Raw genomic sequence first — 15,122 nt, 5'->3', positions numbered from 1 at the left:
AATCCGGTCACCCCTTAGACGGGGGCCGGAGCCTCCAGCATGTGCGCGGCACGGCGTTCGATCTCTGCCAGCAGCTGGGCGGTGTCCCGCTCCATGCCGCCTTCGGCCCATTCGATGCGGCAGCCGCCGGGCGCGATCGACGGGTCGCCGATCACCATCAGCTTGGCGCCGAAGCCGCGCGACCCGACCGTCTGGTCCAGATGGTCGCGCACCAGCCCCATCGTGTCCTCCGCCACCCGGATGACCAGCCGCGGCTCGTCGATCAGGTCGGTCAGGCAGGTGCGGACCATCGCCTCCACCTCGGCCATCCCGCCGCGCCGCGCCCATTCGGGCAACAGCTTGCGGACGATGGCCAGCGCCAGATGGACCGGCTGTTCGGAGCGCATGGCGTTGCCCGCCTCGTGCTCCGCCAGCAGGCGGGACACCCCGTCGGCGATCTGGGAGAGCGCGTTGGCGATGCGGTTGTTCACCGTCGCCTCGACCTCAGCCTTGCCGCGCTCATACCCGGTGTTCTGACCGGCGGCCATGCCGTCGGTGAAGCCCTTGCCGTATCCGGCGGCCGTGCCCTCCGACTTGCCGGCGGCCAGACCCTCCTCGTAGCCCTGGGCGCGGGCGGCGGCCAACTCCTCCTCGCCGAAGGTCGGCGCGGGCGGGGGCGGCGGCTCCTCCGGCTCCGGCGGCAGGGCGAATTCGTCCTCCGGTAGCAGATCGTCGTCCTCCACATGGGTCATGCGGGGCACGGCGTCCACGTCGAAGGACTCGTCGAAGAGGAATTTGCGCACGCTCATCGCCGCGGCACTCCCTCAGAAGACGGTATGGAAACGGAGGCCGGCATGGCTCAGCTCTCCTGGTACAGCCAGTTGCGCAGGATCGAGACCGCCTCTTCCGGGTGCTTGTCGACGATCTCGCCGACCTTGCGCAGGGACGACGCGCGGACGCGGCCTTCCACCCGGTTGATGTCGATCATCTGCTCCAGCTCCTCGTCGGCCTGCGCGGCTTCCAGCGCCAGATCCTGGGCCAGCGCGCCGGTCGGGGCGGCAAGGGCGGCCGGCATGCCGGCCTGATCGGTCAGCAGGCGGTCCATCTCGTCCTCCTCCTGCATCTCGGCCTTCTCGAAGGCGCGGGAGATCAGGGGGCGGATGACCAGCAGGATGATCAGGACGGCGACGATGCCCAGGACCACCATCTCCGCGATGCGGAACAGGTCGTCCTTGGTCATGCCCATGAACAGCTCTTCCGGCTTCTGGATGTCGTCCTCGGGCGACCAGAAGCGCAGGTTGATCACCTCCAGCGAGTCGCCGCGCACGGCGTCCAGCCCCACGGCGGACCGCACCAGCGCCTTGATGCTCTCGATCTCCTGTTCGCTGCGCGGCTGGTAGGCCGGCGGCGCCTCCTTGGAGAGCTGGTAGGTGCCGTCCACCAGCACGGCGACCGACAGGCGGCGGACGGTGCCGGCCTCGCGCACATGCGACTTGGTGGTCTTGGTGATCTCGTAGTTGATCGTCTCTTCGTTGCGGTTCGACTTGTTCGACGACAGCGGGCTGGCGCTGCTGCTGGCCTGCGCCGTTGGCAGGTTCTGGTCCACCGTGACCGGGGCCAGCGGGTCGCGGTCGCTGCTCTCGTTCGATTCGGCCACCGTCTGGGTGGAGCGGACGACCTGGCTTTCCGGATCGAAGATTTCCGACTGCGTGGTGATGCGGTCGAAGTCGAGGTCGGCCGACACCTCCGCCCGGACCTTGCCGTAGCCGAGAGTGCGGCCCAGCAGATCCTCGATGGTGCGGGCAAGCCGGCCCTCGTAGGCCTGCTTCTTCTCCTCCGCGCTTGCCATCATCGCTTCGGCGGTGTCGCTGCCGGTGCCGCGGGCCAGGAGCTTGCCCTTGTCGTCGACGATGGAGATGCGGTTGGGGTCCAGGTTGGGGACCGAGGCGGCGATCAGCTGCTGGATCGCCTGGATGTTCTCGCGGCTCAGCTGGGCGCCGGGGCGCAGCTTCAGGAAGACGCTGGCGGTGGCCGGGTTCTGCTGGCGGGCGAACAGCTCGCGCTTGGGAAGGACCAGATGGACGCGGGCCTGCTGGACGCCATTCAGGGTCTGCACCGTGCGCGCCATCTCGCCTTCCAGCGCGCGCAGGTGGTTGATGTTCTGCATGAAGCTGGTGGCGCCGAAGCCTTCGCCCTTGTCGAACAGCTCGTAGCCGACCGAGCCGCCGGACGGCAGCCCCTGCGCCGCCATGCGCATGCGCATCGGCCCGACCTGATCGGCCGGGACCATGATCTTGGTGCCCGTCTTGTCGACGGTGAAGGGGACCTTCGCCTCCTCCAGCTTCTTGGCGATCGCCGCGGCTTCCGTCTGCTGGAGCTCGGCGTAGAGCAGCTCCATCTCCGGCGTGGACAGGCGGGTCGTCAGGTAGACGAAGAATCCGATCAGCAGCAGCCCGACGCCGCCGATCGCCGCGAGGCGGGCGGGCCCGAGATTGCGCAAGGTCTGCAGCAGGTTGTTCACGCGCGGTCCCCGATCGGAAGTCTCCCCGGCATTCTCTTCGCATCGGCCGCTTCGCTGATGCGAAACGGTTTTTGCAAGTTCCGCGCCGGGCTTGCCTACGTTGGGGCATGCTGCGGCGTCTTGATGAAGAGAGGGTTAATCAGCGGCAGTTTTTGCCGGGCGCCCGGCAAAATATGCCTAGTGCCCCGCAAATGTTGCAGCCCTGCGACGGTACCCTTCGGCAACCGTGGGTCACGATGCCGCATCGGATTTGCGCCGCATCGGCTTCCCGGCTTGGACGGTGCCGTGCGGCGTCGCGACCATGGGTAGGACGATACCAGCCCTTGCACGAAAAGAGTGTATGCGCGCGTGGTGCCGTACGATTCCCGCGAAAGGCCTACTGTCCAAAAGAGGTATCCGGCGGAGCGGCGGTTGACATCGGCAGGTGTCGGTCATAGCTGAGTTGCATTCCGTGCCCGCAACCGGCCGATTCGTCTTGCCCGCCGACGTCTTTCCAGCTTCGACGCCGCCTGCGACGCGTTCCGGTTCGAAGGGCCAACCGGTGTCCCGGTGAGCGTCGACACGGTTCGGCGGCCGGGACCTGTACAGGATCGAAGGGGGAGAGCCATGAAACGGCGTGGCCGCGAAAAGAAGGAAGGCCTGAACGAGGTCGATGTGTTCGTCGGCCAGCGCCTGCGGGAACTGCGCATGCTGGCCGGCCTCAGCCAGAGCGACGTGGCCTCCGCCCTCGGGCTGACCTTCCAGCAGTTGCAGAAGTACGAGCGCGGCTTCAACCGCGTGTCCTCCAGCCGCCTGTTCAAGTTGGGCCAGTTCTTCCGCGTACCCGTCTCCGTCTTCTTCGAAGGGCTGGAGAACCGCCAGCCGGCGGCCGAGGGCGGCGAGATGCCGGCGGCCGGTGGCGGCGAGGAGCAGGAGAACACCCTGCAGTCGCGCGAGGCGCTGATGCTGGCCCGCTATTTCCAGAGCATCCGCGACCCGCAGATCCGCGCCGCCATCCGCGAACTGGCGGAGCGCTGTGCCGAGCAGCAGACGGACGGCGGCGGTGAAGGCACGGCGCCGGCGGTCAAGCGCGGCCGTGCCCGCCGGGCGGAGCAGGGCGGGCACGCCTGAACCCGCTTCCCTCGCTTCGGGTGAAAGGGGTTCAGGCCGGCCGCAGCCGCCGGTAATGCTCCAGGAAGTCGGCCAACGCCTCTTCCGGGCCGAGCGGCACGATGGCTGCCTCGTCCGGGGCCGGCAGGTCGCGCCAGTTGACGCGGTGCGGCGCGCAGAGGTCGCGCAGTTCCGTCGCGAGCGCGCGCTGGTCGGCCAGCTTGACCGCCTTCGGCTCCGGGTGGCGGAAGCCGAAGCGCAGGGCGAGCGCGCTCTTGATCGGTTCCACCGCCTGCCGGATGGCGTCGCGGCCGATCCGCACCTTCCACGGCGTCGGCCAGTCGCCGGTGAAGGCCTCCTCGCAATCATGCATCAGCGCGTCGTAGGCATAGCCTTCCGGCGCCAGCCGGCTGGCCAGGACGCAGTGCTGGGCGACGCTGAAGAAGGCTTGCGTGTTGCCGACGAAGCGGCACTGGTAGGCCAGCGGGCGGGCGATGTCCTCGATGTCGAAGGGGCCGAAGTCAGGCCGCTCCAGGTCCACCGTGCGGCCCGAATAGGTGATCATGACCGCGGTCGGCTCGGGCACGTCGAGCAGATCGAACTGGTCCGGATGGGTGATGCGGGGAGACCCGCTGCGCCGTTTCGGCGTGGCTTTCTTCATCCCCGGATCTCTAGCAGATCGGCCGTCCGTCGCTCAACCGCGCGTCCGTACGCCCCTCAATCCCTCAATCGTTACTGCCCGCCGGTTCCCGCACCAGGCTGCTGGTGGCGCCGACGGTGGTCTCCAGCAGCGGGAGCAGGGCGGCGACCTTGTCGATGTCGCCGGGGTTGTCGTTGATCGCGCGGGCGATGGCGGCCATGCGCGGCGCGCCGAAATTGGCCGCCAGCCCGGACAGGGTGTGGGCGGCCTGCTTCAGTTCCTTCGGACGTCCGGCCTGCAGGGCGGAGCGGATGGCTGTCAGTTCGCGCAACGCCGTCTCCGGCAGGAGCTGCAGCATGCCGTCCAGCGCCTCGCCGCCCAGCGCCAGCCGCAGTTCCGCCAGCTTCACCCGGTCGAGCAGCGGCAGGGCCATGAAGTGGCCGCCCTCCAGCGCCGGGCGGCTGGGAATCGGCACCACGCGCCCGTCCTCCGGCCGGGTCGCCAGATCCACCAGCACGGCGTTCAGCTGCTCCCAGTCGATGGGCTTGGTCAGGTAGGCGTCGAGCCCGGCGGCCATGTGGCCATCCCGATGTTCCGGCAGGGCATCGGCGGACAGGCCGACGATGGGGATGCGCGCCACCGCGCCGTCCATCCGCCGGATCGCCCGCGCAGCCGACCGCCCGTCCAGCACCGGCATCTCCATGTCCAGGATCAGCACGTCGTAATCGGCCGCCTTGACCGCGTCCAGCACCGCCCGCCCGTCGTTGACCGCGTCGATGCGGTGGCCGATGCGGGTCATCATGGCGGTGATCAGCATGCGGTTGATGTCGTTGTCCTCGGCCAGCAGAAGCCGCAGGGCGACGGGGCTCTGCTGCGGCTCCTCCGCGGAAGCGGACAGCAGGCCGCGGGTGCCCAGATCGCCGACCGGCTGGGCTTCCGCCGTGCGCGTCCTGATCGAGAAGCGGAAGGTGGAACCGCGGGCGGGCGCGCTGGCGACGGTGATCTCGCCGCCCATCGCCTCCACCAGCCGCTTGCAGATCGCCAGCCCCAGCCCGGTGCCGCCATATTTGCGGCTGGTCGAGGCGTCGGCCTGGACGAAGGCGTCGAACAGCCGCCCGCGCTGCTCCGCCGTCATGCCGATCCCGCTGTCCTCCACCTCGAACCGCAGCGTGACCGGCAGGGAGGCCGGCACCGTTGCGCCTTCATCCGAGGCGTGCCCGCCGGACGGCATGGCGGGTGGATCGGGCGACCACACCGCGATCTCGATGGCGCCGCGTTCGGTGAATTTGATGGCGTTGGACACCAGATTGAACAGCACCTGCCGCAGCCGCGTCGGGTCGCCGCGGATGTGGCGCGGCGTATCGTCGGCGATGGAGGCGGACAGGGTCAGCCCCTTCGCCGCCGCGCGTACCAGGAAAAGCTGGACCACGTCGTCGACCAGCCGGGGCAGGGAGAAGTCGATCTCCTCCAGCATCAGCTGCCCGGCCTCGATCTTGGAGAAGTCGAGCACGTCGTTCAGAATGGTCATCAGCGTGTCCGCCGACGACCGCAGGGTCCGCACGAAGGATTTCTGCTGGTCCGACAGGCCGGTTCCCATCAGAAGGTCGCCCATGCCGATCACCGCGGTCATCGGCGTGCGCAGCTCGTGGCTCATCATCGCCAGGAAGCGCGACTTGGCGCGGCTGGCATTTTCCGCCGCCATCTGGGCGGCCTCGGCCTCCTCCCGCGCGCCGTCCAGCTTCTCGGCCAGCGCGAAGGTCTCCGCCGCCAGCCGGGTCAGCTGCTCCTCGGCGGCGCGCAGTTCCTGTTCCGACCGGCGGCTGCGGGTGACGTCGGCGCAGGACGCGGTGATCCAACGTGCCGACCCGTCCGGCCCCGGCACCGGCCGCAGGGTCAGCGCGTTCCAGAAGGCGCTGCCGTCCTTGCGGTGGTTCAGCACCTCCACCGACAGCGGGCGAGCCTCCGCCAGGGCGGCGCGGATCGCCGCCGCGGTCTCCTGATCGGTGTCGGGCCCCTGCAGGAAGAAACCGTCGTGGCCGATCACCTCGTCCGCCCGGTAGCCGATAATCTCCAGGAAGGCGCGGTTGCAATAGACGATCGGCTGGCCGGGGAGCGTCGCGTCGTGCACCACGATCCCGGCACCGCTGGCCTCCACCACGGCGGCGAGCATCGCCGCGTCGGGCGAGGCGCCGAAGGGCAGGGCGGGATCGGCAGGCGGTGCGGTCACGGGGTGGGAGGTCCTTCTCCGGTTCGGGCTGCAAGGATAAGGCGTCGCGCCGGCGATTGCCATTCCCCGCCGGTCGGATTTGTGCGGTCCGGCTCTCGCTAATGCAATTCCGTTAACGACTGTGCAACGGTGCATTACAAAAACTGTGACCGATGACCGCCGGCGCGAGCGCCGGAGGCAACGGGGCCAAGCGGAGAGCGTCATGGTGGTGGAGGCAGGCGGCGGCACTCGTCAGATCCGGACGATCCACGATCTGGGTGTGCTGCTGGTCGAGGACGATGATTTTACCCGAAAGCTGATCTCGCGCCTGCTGCACGACATCAAGGTGCGGGCGGTGTTCGAGGCGGCGGACGGCATCCAGGCGCTCGACATCCTCCGCAAGAACGGCGGGGACGTGGATGCGGCGATCTGCGACCTGGAGATGCCGCGCATGGGCGGGCTGGACCTGCTGCACGCGCTGCGCACGGCCACCGGCAACCCGCTGGCCGACCTGCCGGTCCTGGTACTCACGGGCCATCGCGAGGCGGATGTGGTCAAGCGCGCCATCGCATACGGCATCTCCGGATATCTGGTGAAGCCGGTATCGAAGGCCGACCTGACCAAGCGGCTGAGCTTCGCCATCCAGAAGAAGCAATAGGCCGTTTGTCCGGCCGGATCGCCTTTTGCGGGGGCCAACCTGCGCTGGCGCTTTGGCCGCCCTTCCTGTAGAAGGGAGATTGATGCCGCCGCGACGCGAAAGGTCCATGGGTTCCTGCCATCCTTCGCCCGGCCCGCTCCGATCCCGTTTCCGGCATCGGGGAGAGCCGTGAGCAAAGACCGACCTCCCAGGTCGTCCCCCAGGTCGAACGACGCCCGTCCCCCCGGTGCGGACCGGGCTTGTGCGCGCGTTTCCGACCTGCTGGACGACTTTCTGGCTCGCGGTGACGAGGCTGCCTCCGGCGGCGCCTCGCAGTCCTCTTCCGGCCCCGTTTCTCCCGACCGCATATCGTTGGGCGAGGTGATGGATGCGCTGGGCGACCGCGCCTTCGGCGCGCTGCTGCTGATCCTGTCCATCCCCAATGTCCTTCCGGTGCCCGGCCTGTCGACCGCCACCGGCGTGCCGATGATCCTGATCGGCGCCCAGATGGCAGTGGGCCGGCATGGCCCCTGGCTGCCGCGCCGAATGCTGGCGGTCACCTTCGACCGCAAGGCCTTCCTGGGCGTGATCCGCCGGGCAAAACCTTGGGCCGACCGGCTGGAGCGGCGCCTGCGCGCCCGCATGCCGGCGCTGGCCGGCCCCACCGCCGAGCGTTTCCTGGGGCTGGCGGTGATGGTGCTCGCCGGCATCCTGTCCCTTCCCATCGTCTTCGGAAACCAGCCCCCCGCCCTCGCCATCGCGCTGATCGCGCTGGGACTTATGGAGTCCGACGGAGTTTTCGTGTCGGCCGGCCTCGTCGCCGGCCTTCTTTCCATCGCCATCATCGTCGCCATCCTGCTCGGTCTCGGGCAGGCGGCGGTCGCCGTGGCGCAACAATTGATCGGTTGAGGGAGCGCCCTTTGGGCATACCGCCATGATTTGGGAATTGTTGGTCATCGTCCTGCTGATCCTGATCAACGCCTTCTTCGCGATGTCGGAGATGGCGCTGGTGTCCGCGCGCCGCGGCCGGCTTCAGCAGATGGCCGAGGAAAAAGGCGGCGCCGGCGCCCGCGCAGCATTGGATCTGTCGGAGGATCCGAGCCGCTTCCTGTCGACCGTGCAGGTCGGCATCAGCCTGACCGGCATCATCGCCGGCGCTTACGGCGGCTCCACCCTGGCCGAACGGCTGGGCGGCGTCCTGAACGAGCGGGTCGAGTGGATCGCGCCCTATGGCCACACCGTCGCCTTCGCGCTGGTGGTCGCCGCCATCACCTATTTCTCTCTGATCGTCGGCGAACTGGTGCCCAAGCGCGTGGCGCTGATCTCGGCGGAGCGGATCGCCGCCCTGGTGGCCGCCCCGATGCGGACGATCGCGCGCCTATCCGCCCCGGTGGTCTGGCTGCTGGGCGTGTCGAGCGACGCGGTTTTGAAGCTTCTGCGCCTGCCGACCTCGCGCGAGCAGACGGTGACGGAGGAGGAGGTCAAGACCCTGATCGCCGAAGGCACCCAGAGCGGCGTCTTCGAGCCCGCCGAACGCCAGATGATCGAGGGTGTGATGCACCTGTCCGACCGGACGGTGCGGTCGATCATGACCCCGCGTCCCGACCTGATCTGGCTGGACATCGACGACAAGCCCGACGTGGTCGGCCGGGAGATCTGCGATAGCGGCTATTCCCGCTTCCCGGTCTGCCGCGGCGACGTGGACGAGCTGCAGGGCGTGGTGGCCGCCAAGGCCCTGCTCGACCAGTCGCTGAACGGCATTGCCTTCGACCTGAAGGCGGCGATGGTCCAGCCGCTGGTCGTCCATGACGGCACGCCGGTCTTCCGCCTTCTCGACCTGTTCAAGCAGGCCAGCGTCCACATGGCGATCGTGGTGGACGAATATGGCAGCGTCGAAGGTCTGGTCACCATGACCGACATCCTGGAGGCCATCGCCGGCGAGTTGCCCGACAGCACCCACGAGGGCGAGGCCGCCGCCATCCAGCGCGAGGACGGCAGCTGGCTGGTCGACGGCATGACCCCGGTGGAGGAGGTCGAGGCGCTGGTCGGCGTCAAGAACATGAAGGGGGAGGGCGATTTCCACACCATCGCCGGCTTCCTCCTCGATCATTTCGGCCACATTCCGACCGCGGCGGAGCATCTGTTCTGGAACGGCATCCGCTTCGAGGTCGTCGACATGGACGGCCGCCGCATCGACAAGGTGCTGATCCAGCTGAACCCGGAGATTTCGGAGGGGTGAGTTGGGGAAGTCATACCCCCACCCCAACCCTCCCCCGCTGGGCGGGGGAGGGGGCAAGCGCTTGAGCGGGAGAGCGGCGGCAGTCCCTCCCCCGCCCAGCGGGGGAGGATAGGTGGGGGTCTAACTCACCTCAATCTATATCCCCCCGTCCACCCCCCTCAATGCACCGCCGTCCCGCCGCCGCAGAACCGTACGCCCTCGTCCCCGTTCGTCATCCGCACCGCCTGCACCAAGTCGCGCACCTCTTCGGTCAGGTCGTCCGCGCTCCAGCCATGCCCGTCGGCGCCGGCAACCACCAGCAGGCGCAGGGTGGTCCGCAGCAGGTCGCCGGCCTCCCAACCGTTGGAGCGTTCCGCCTCGCGCGCCATGTGCAACAGACCGGTGGCGCAGTTCAGGACCTCGGGGTCGACCTTCATCGGGCGCTCCTCCTTGCTCGCGGGGGGAGATCGGATGGTATGACTAACAATAATTGGGGCGCGGCCTTGGTCTGTCAAACACGTCCTTCGGAAGTAGTGGAAAGTACCTAAGTACCGTCTGCTCGCCGTCACTCTTCCAGCGGCGGCAGGCGGGAAACGAAACGACCTTTGACTCCCTGGGGCCATTGCTTGAACGGAACGATCCCATCCGCGGTCGCCGCATAGGCACGCAGATAGGCGGTTAGCGTTTCCGCCGTCACTTCGTCCGGGGCGAAGTCGCCCAGCACATAGCTCATCCGCCGGGCCGAGCGCACCGCGACGGCGCAAGGGCGCTTGCAGGTCATCAGGCAACGCATCGGCCGCAGCCGCACCTGTCCGGCCAGATCGGGGGCGTCTGCCAGCACCCGCTCCATCAGCGCTACCAGCTCCGCCCCTGGACGTACGGCGTCGGGCGGGTCTTCCGGACGGCGGCAGGTTTCGCAGACGACTAGCTCGACGGTCATGATTCCGCTTTCGAAACTGTTTTCGGGGGCCATGCGGACCGACAGCTAGAGTCCGTTCCCTGCTCTGTCAACGCCGCCCTCTCACCGATCGGGAGAGGGAGACGCTTGCCAACCACCGGCAAACTCCCGACGATGCGGTCGGGCGGACTTCAAGGACGGAAACGGCGGACGGGCATGAGCGCGAGGCAACGGATCGTCCGTGAACGCCGGCAGTACAACCAGCTCGCCGCCGATCAGACCATGGAGGACTATGCGCTCCGCTACACGGCGGAGCGGGCGCGGCGCTGGACCGCCTGGCGCGTCGCCAACACGGCGCTGGGTGCGATCTCCTTCCTGGCCTGCGAGGCGATCGGCGCAGCGGTCACCCTGACCTACGGCTTCGAGAACGCCATGGCCGCCATCCTGGCGGTGGCGGTTCTCAGCATCCTGGTCGGGCTGCCGATCACCTACCATGCGGCCAAGGCCGGGGTGGACATCGACCTGCTGGCCCGCGGGGCGGGCTTCGGCTATCTGGGCTCTACCATCACGTCGCTGGTCTACGCCTCCTTCACCTTCATCCTGTTCTCCATCGAGGCGAGCATCATGTCGGCCGGGCTGACCATGGTGCTGGGCATCCCGGCCTCGGTCGCCCACGTCATCAGTTCGCTGGCGGTGATTCCCATCGCCGTCTACGGCATCCGCTTCATCAGCCGCATGCAATGGGCGACGCAGCCGGTGTGGATCCTGCTGCAATGCGTGCCGCTGGCCTATTTCTTCCTGCTCGACCGCGAAACCCTGGCGCAATGGACCTCGCTGCCCGGAGTTTATGCGCCGGAGGGCGGGCTGTCGCTGCTGCCCTTCGGCATGGCGGCCTCGGTCCTGCTGTCGTTGCTGCCGCAGATCGGCGAGCAGGTGGACTATCTGCGCTTCCTGCCCTCCCAGGCCCGCATCGGCAAGCTGCGCTGGTGGGCGGCGATGCTGGCCGGCGGGCCGGGCTGGGTGCTGATCGGCAGCCTGAAGCTGGCGGCGGGCTCGCTGCTTGCCTTCCTCGCACTCAAGCACGGAATGCCGGCCGAGGACGCGGTGCAGCCCAACAGCATGTACCACATGGCCTTCCTCGACGTGTTCGGCTCTCCCGCCGCGGCGCTGGCGCTGACCGGCATCTTCGTCGTGGTCTGCCAGATGAAGATCAACGTCACCAACGCCTATGCCGGCTCCATCGCCTGGTCGAACTTCTTCTCCCGCCTGACCCGCAGCCATCCCGGCCGCGTCGTCTGGCTGGTCTTCAACGTGCTGCTGGCCCTGCTGCTGATGGAGATCGGCATCCTCGGCGTGATCGAGAGCATCCTCGGCCTCTACGCCAACGTCGCGGTGGGCTGGCTGGGGGCGGTCGCCGCCGATCTCGCCATCAACAAGCCGCTCCGCTTCAGCCCGCCGGGAATCGAGTTCAAGCGCGCCCACCTCTACGACATCAACCCGGTGGGCACCGGGGCGATGGGCCTGTCGGTGCTGTGCTCCACCACCGCCTTCTTCGGGCTGCTGGGGCCGGTGGCCCAGGCGCTGGCCCCCTTCATCGGGCTGGTGGTCGCCTTCGCCGCCGCCCCGCTGATCGCCTGGAGGACCAGGGGCCGCTACTACATCGCCCGCAAGTCCGACACTCTGCCCGGCGATGCCGCGACCATCCGCTGTTCGATCTGCGAAAACCACTTCGAACGGCCGGACATGGCCTTCTGCCCGGCCTACGACGCGCCGATCTGCTCGCTCTGCTGCACGCTGGAGGCGCGCTGCCACGATCTGTGCAAGAAAGACAGCCGCTTCGCCGACCAGATCGCCCACAGCCTGCAACGGGTGCTGCCCAAGCGGATGGCGGCGGGGGTCCACACCCGCACCGGCCACTTCATCGGGGTGATGACGCTGTTCTCGCTGGTGCTGGGCGGGGTGCTGATCGTCATCGACTTCCAGTACGCCAACGCCGACGCGGCGGAGCGGGCGGCGATCCACACCGCGCTGTTCACCGTCTTCGTCTGCCTGTTCATCCTGTCCGGCGTCGCCGCCTGGCTGCTGGTCCTTGCCCATGAGAGCCGCCACAAGGCGGAGGAGGAGACCGCCCGCCAGACCGCCATGCTGATGGACGAGATCGCCGCCCACGAACGTACCGATGCCGCCTTGCAGAAGGCCAAGGAAGTGGCGGAGGCCGCCAACGCCGCCAAGAGCCGCTACATCATCGGCGTCAGCCACGAAATTCGCGCGCCTCTCAATGCCATCTCCGGTTATGCCCAGCTTCTGGAAAGCAACAGCACCCAGCGCCCGCAGGACGCGGTGCGCGTCATCCGCCGCAGCGCGGAGCATCTGTCGAACCTGATCGATGGGCTGCTGGACATCTCGAAGATCGAATCGGGCCTGCGCCGGCTCAGCCGCGACAAGGTGCAGCTGATCGACTTCCTCGACCAGCTGGCCGACATGTTCCGCATCCAGGCCACCGCCAAGGGGCTGGAGTTCCGCTATGCCCGCGTGCCGCACCTGCCGGCCTGGGTTCACACCGACAGCAAGATCCTGCGCCAGATCCTGATCAACCTGCTGTCCAACGCGGTGAAATACACCGAGACCGGCCATGTTGCGCTGAACGTCCGCTACCGCAGCCAGATCGCCGAGTTCGAGATCGTCGACACCGGCATTGGCATCCGGGACGAGGATCTCGACCGCGTCTTCGAGCCGTTCGAGCGCGGGCGCGGGGCGGCGGTGCGGGCGGTGGCCGGCACCGGCCTCGGCCTCACCATCACGCGGGTGCTGACCCGGATCATGGGCGGCGACATCGCCGTGCGCAGCACGCTGGGGCAGGGCAGCGTCTTCACCGTCCGCCTGCTGCTGTCGGAGGCGATGCACCGGCCGGGCGAGCAGGCGGAGCGGCGCTCCATCACCGGCTATGCCGGGCCGCAGATCACCATCCTGCTGGCCGACGACGACCGCGACCATCTGGCGCTGATGACCGACATCCTGCGCCCGCTGGGATTCGTGCTGTTCACCGCGTCGGACGCCGCCGGCTGTCTGGAACTGGCGGCGCAGTGCAAGCCGGATCTCGCCATGCTCGACATCTCCATGCCGGGAGAGAGCGGCTGGGACGTGGCCGACGGGCTGCGCCGGCAGTTCGGCGACGGCATTCGGATCATCATGGTGTCCGCCAACGCCTACGAGGCGCAGGGGCCGGGCGATGGGCGGGCTCCGCACGACGCCTTCGTCGCCAAGCCCATCGAGATCCACGCTCTGCTGGATCGGGTTCAGGCGCTGACCGGGCTGGAATGGATCCATGCGGCGGAAAAGCCGCCGGAACCGCTTGCGCCGGCACCGGTGGCGGTCAAGTCTGCGGAGCCGCCTCCTGCTCCCATCGTAGCGGCGGCTCCAGCCCGGCCGCCGGATTCGGCGCTGCGTCATCTCGACGACCTGCGCCAATTGGGCCGGATCGGTTACATTCGCGGAATCGAGGCCAAGCTGCGCGAGATTGAGGCGGAGGATGCGGCCGCAACGCCCTTCGTCGAACGGCTGCGGACGCTGGTGCGCGCCTTCGACCTGAAGGGCTATATGCGCGCGGTGGAAGAGGCCGCCCAAGTCGATGGCAAGCAAGTCGATGGTAGGGGACCGGAGGGAGAGGCAGTGGACGGGGCCGTGACAGGATGAAACGCCGCGACATGATCCTGGTGGTGGACGACACCCCCGACACGCTGGGATTCCTGACGGAGGCCATCGAACAGGCCGACCTGACCGTGCTGGTCGCCGTGGACGGTGAAAGCGCGCTGGAACTGGTCGGCCAGATCACGCCGGACCTGATCCTGATGGACGCCGTCATGCCGGGGCTGGACGGCTTCGAGACCTGCCGGCGGCTGAAGCAGATCCCCCATTTGTCGCACCTGCCCGTGATCTTCATGACTGGGCTCAGCGACACCGAGCATGTGGTGAAGGGGCTGGAAGCCGGCGGCGTCGATTACGTCACCAAGCCCATCGTGGTGGACGAGCTGATCGCCCGCATCCGCGTTCACCTGACCAACGCCCGCGTCGCCTATGGCGCCCGCGCCGCGCTGGACGCCACCGGCCGCTTCCTGCTGGCGACGGACGGGGAGGGGAGGCTGCTGTGGTGCACCCCCCAGGCGGAACGGCTGCTGGGCGGGCTGCTGCCCGGGGCGGACGGCGTGCGGCCGGAGTTGGCCACGACCATGGCGGCGGGGCTGGTCCGCCTGCGTCAGGGGGCTGGCCCCGGCGCTGCGGCGGAGACCTTCGCGCTCGACCTGCCGGACGGCGAGGGTGTGCGCCGGCTGGAATTCACCTATCTCAGCCCGGCCAACCCGGACGAATACCTGTTCCGCCTCAGCGAGCCGGCCGCCGGCCGGCAGGAGGCGATTCTGCGCGATGCTTTGGGCCTGACCGTGCGCGAGGCGGAGGTCCTGCTGTGGATCGCCAACGGCAAGCCCAACCGCGACATCGGCGAGATCCTGGGCATCAGCCCGCGCACGGTCAACAAGCACCTGGAACAGGTCTTCGCCAAGCTGGGCGTGGAGAACCGCGCCTCCGCCGCGGCGCTGGCGATCCGGACCCTGGCGGCACGGGGTTAATAGGAAGCTCCGACCGGCGGAGTTTCTGCGAGGAGTGGCGATATGAGCAAGGCGACCTACCCCCTGAAGCTGCCCGCGTCCGTCAAGGATGCCGCTGCCCGGCTGGCCCGTGAGGATGGCGTGTCTCTGAACCAGTGGATCGCCGCCGCCGTCGCCGAGAAGGTCGGTGCCGTCGAAACGGCAGCCTCCTTCCTGAAGGCCCGTGCCGGCACCGCAACCGGTGCAGGCTTGCGCTCCTTCCTGGACAGGGTGCCGGACAGACCGCCACAGACCGGCGACGAATTGGAACGGTGATAACGGGTTCAAAAAGAG

General features: G+C 68.4%; 13 protein-coding genes. 7 read left to right on the top strand and 6 right to left on the bottom strand.

The genetic code is table 11. From position 1 onward, the window contains the following. Positions 1-14 precede the first annotated feature (14 nt). Together ACWPKK_RS20315 and fliF are read right to left on the bottom strand one after the other, a co-directional pair. The gene (locus ACWPKK_RS20315) at positions 15-788 is read right to left on the bottom strand and encodes a FliH/SctL family protein (protein WP_452007657.1); all 774 of its coding nucleotides are present in this window, start codon (positions 786-788) and stop codon (positions 15-17) included. Positions 789-838: 50 nt separating this feature from the next. Further along, a complete protein-coding gene (gene fliF, locus ACWPKK_RS20310) occupies positions 839-2,500 on the bottom strand; it encodes a flagellar basal-body MS-ring/collar protein FliF (RefSeq protein WP_324869114.1) in 1,662 nt (553 codons plus the stop codon). Positions 2,501-3,106: 606 nt separating this feature from the next. Between fliF and ACWPKK_RS20305 the strand changes: the two genes are divergently transcribed. Further along, on the top strand, positions 3,107-3,610 hold the full coding sequence (locus tag ACWPKK_RS20305) for a helix-turn-helix domain-containing protein (RefSeq protein ID WP_324871848.1): 504 nt from the start codon (positions 3,107-3,109) through the stop codon (positions 3,608-3,610). A gap of 31 nt (positions 3,611-3,641) precedes the next feature. Here ACWPKK_RS20305 and ACWPKK_RS20300 read toward each other — a convergent pair whose 3' ends face one another. Continuing rightward, the gene (locus ACWPKK_RS20300; protein WP_310115835.1) at positions 3,642-4,250 is read right to left on the bottom strand and encodes a transcriptional regulator; all 609 of its coding nucleotides are present in this window, start codon (positions 4,248-4,250) and stop codon (positions 3,642-3,644) included. Positions 4,251-4,314: 64 nt separating this feature from the next. After that, positions 4,315-6,456 carry an ATP-binding protein gene (locus tag ACWPKK_RS20295; protein ID WP_452007654.1) on the bottom strand — a complete coding sequence of 714 codons (2,142 nt, stop codon included), beginning with the start codon at positions 6,454-6,456 and terminating at the stop codon, positions 4,315-4,317. A gap of 202 nt (positions 6,457-6,658) precedes the next feature. Between ACWPKK_RS20295 and ACWPKK_RS20290 the strand changes: the two genes are divergently transcribed. From ACWPKK_RS20290 to ACWPKK_RS20280, 3 genes are all read left to right on the top strand, one after another. Then, the gene (locus tag ACWPKK_RS20290) at positions 6,659-7,093 is read left to right on the top strand and encodes a response regulator (RefSeq protein WP_310115837.1); all 435 of its coding nucleotides are present in this window, start codon (positions 6,659-6,661) and stop codon (positions 7,091-7,093) included. A gap of 168 nt (positions 7,094-7,261) precedes the next feature. Next, the gene (locus ACWPKK_RS20285; protein ID WP_452007652.1) at positions 7,262-7,981 is read left to right on the top strand and encodes an exopolysaccharide biosynthesis protein; all 720 of its coding nucleotides are present in this window, start codon (positions 7,262-7,264) and stop codon (positions 7,979-7,981) included. A 25-nt stretch (positions 7,982-8,006) separates the two neighbouring features. Next, positions 8,007-9,311, top strand: coding sequence for a hemolysin family protein (locus tag ACWPKK_RS20280; protein WP_324871852.1), 1,305 nt, complete (start codon positions 8,007-8,009; stop codon positions 9,309-9,311). Between the two features lie 158 nt (positions 9,312-9,469). Here the strand turns inward: ACWPKK_RS20280 and ACWPKK_RS20275 are convergent, their stop codons facing one another. Both ACWPKK_RS20275 and ACWPKK_RS20270 read right to left on the bottom strand, forming a co-directional pair. Beyond that, complete coding sequence (locus ACWPKK_RS20275; RefSeq protein WP_452007650.1) at positions 9,470-9,727, bottom strand: hypothetical protein; 258 nt, start codon at positions 9,725-9,727, stop codon at positions 9,470-9,472. 128 nt (positions 9,728-9,855) lie between these two features. Next, a complete protein-coding gene (locus ACWPKK_RS20270; RefSeq protein WP_452007648.1) occupies positions 9,856-10,230 on the bottom strand; it encodes a DUF1636 domain-containing protein in 375 nt (124 codons plus the stop codon). A gap of 174 nt (positions 10,231-10,404) precedes the next feature. Between ACWPKK_RS20270 and ACWPKK_RS20265 the strand changes: the two genes are divergently transcribed. The 3 genes from ACWPKK_RS20265 to ACWPKK_RS20255 are packed head-to-tail and all read left to right on the top strand — an operon-like array spanning position 10,405 to position 15,104. Beyond that, positions 10,405-13,881 (top strand): hybrid sensor histidine kinase/response regulator, encoded by a 3,477-nt coding sequence (locus ACWPKK_RS20265; RefSeq protein ID WP_452007646.1) that lies wholly within the window; start codon positions 10,405-10,407, stop codon positions 13,879-13,881. Continuing rightward, positions 13,878-14,810: a response regulator gene (locus ACWPKK_RS20260; protein ID WP_452007644.1), complete on the top strand. Its 933-nt coding sequence runs from the start codon at positions 13,878-13,880 to the stop codon at positions 14,808-14,810. Before ACWPKK_RS20265 ends, ACWPKK_RS20260 begins: the two co-directional genes overlap by 4 nt. A 42-nt stretch (positions 14,811-14,852) precedes the next feature. After that, complete coding sequence (locus ACWPKK_RS20255) at positions 14,853-15,104, top strand: pilus assembly protein HicB (protein WP_324871857.1); 252 nt, start codon at positions 14,853-14,855, stop codon at positions 15,102-15,104. Positions 15,105-15,122 lie beyond the last annotated feature (18 nt).

The sequence above is a fragment of the Azospirillum largimobile genome, from assembly GCF_977007025.2.
This window is presented reverse-complemented; position numbering and strand designations above follow the sequence as displayed.

Bases quoted from the DNA above. Each gene is read 5' to 3' on its own strand.
- ACWPKK_RS20315 (WP_452007657.1), bottom strand. From the start codon at position 788: ATGAGCGTGCGCAAATTCCTCTTCGACGAGTCCTTCGACGTGGACGCC.
- ACWPKK_RS20305 (WP_324871848.1), top strand. From the start codon at position 3,107: ATGAAACGGCGTGGCCGCGAAAAGAAGGAAGGCCTGAACGAGGTCGAT.
- ACWPKK_RS20300 (WP_310115835.1), bottom strand. From the start codon at position 4,250: ATGAAGAAAGCCACGCCGAAACGGCGCAGCGGGTCTCCCCGCATCACC.
- ACWPKK_RS20290 (WP_310115837.1), top strand. From the start codon at position 6,659: ATGGTGGTGGAGGCAGGCGGCGGCACTCGTCAGATCCGGACGATCCAC.
- ACWPKK_RS20280 (WP_324871852.1), top strand. From the start codon at position 8,007: ATGATTTGGGAATTGTTGGTCATCGTCCTGCTGATCCTGATCAACGCC.
- ACWPKK_RS20275 (WP_452007650.1), bottom strand. From the start codon at position 9,727: ATGAAGGTCGACCCCGAGGTCCTGAACTGCGCCACCGGTCTGTTGCAC.
- ACWPKK_RS20270 (WP_452007648.1), bottom strand. From the start codon at position 10,230: ATGACCGTCGAGCTAGTCGTCTGCGAAACCTGCCGCCGTCCGGAAGAC.
- ACWPKK_RS20265 (WP_452007646.1), top strand. From the start codon at position 10,405: ATGAGCGCGAGGCAACGGATCGTCCGTGAACGCCGGCAGTACAACCAG.
- ACWPKK_RS20260 (WP_452007644.1), top strand. From the start codon at position 13,878: ATGAAACGCCGCGACATGATCCTGGTGGTGGACGACACCCCCGACACG.
- ACWPKK_RS20255 (WP_324871857.1), top strand. From the start codon at position 14,853: ATGAGCAAGGCGACCTACCCCCTGAAGCTGCCCGCGTCCGTCAAGGAT.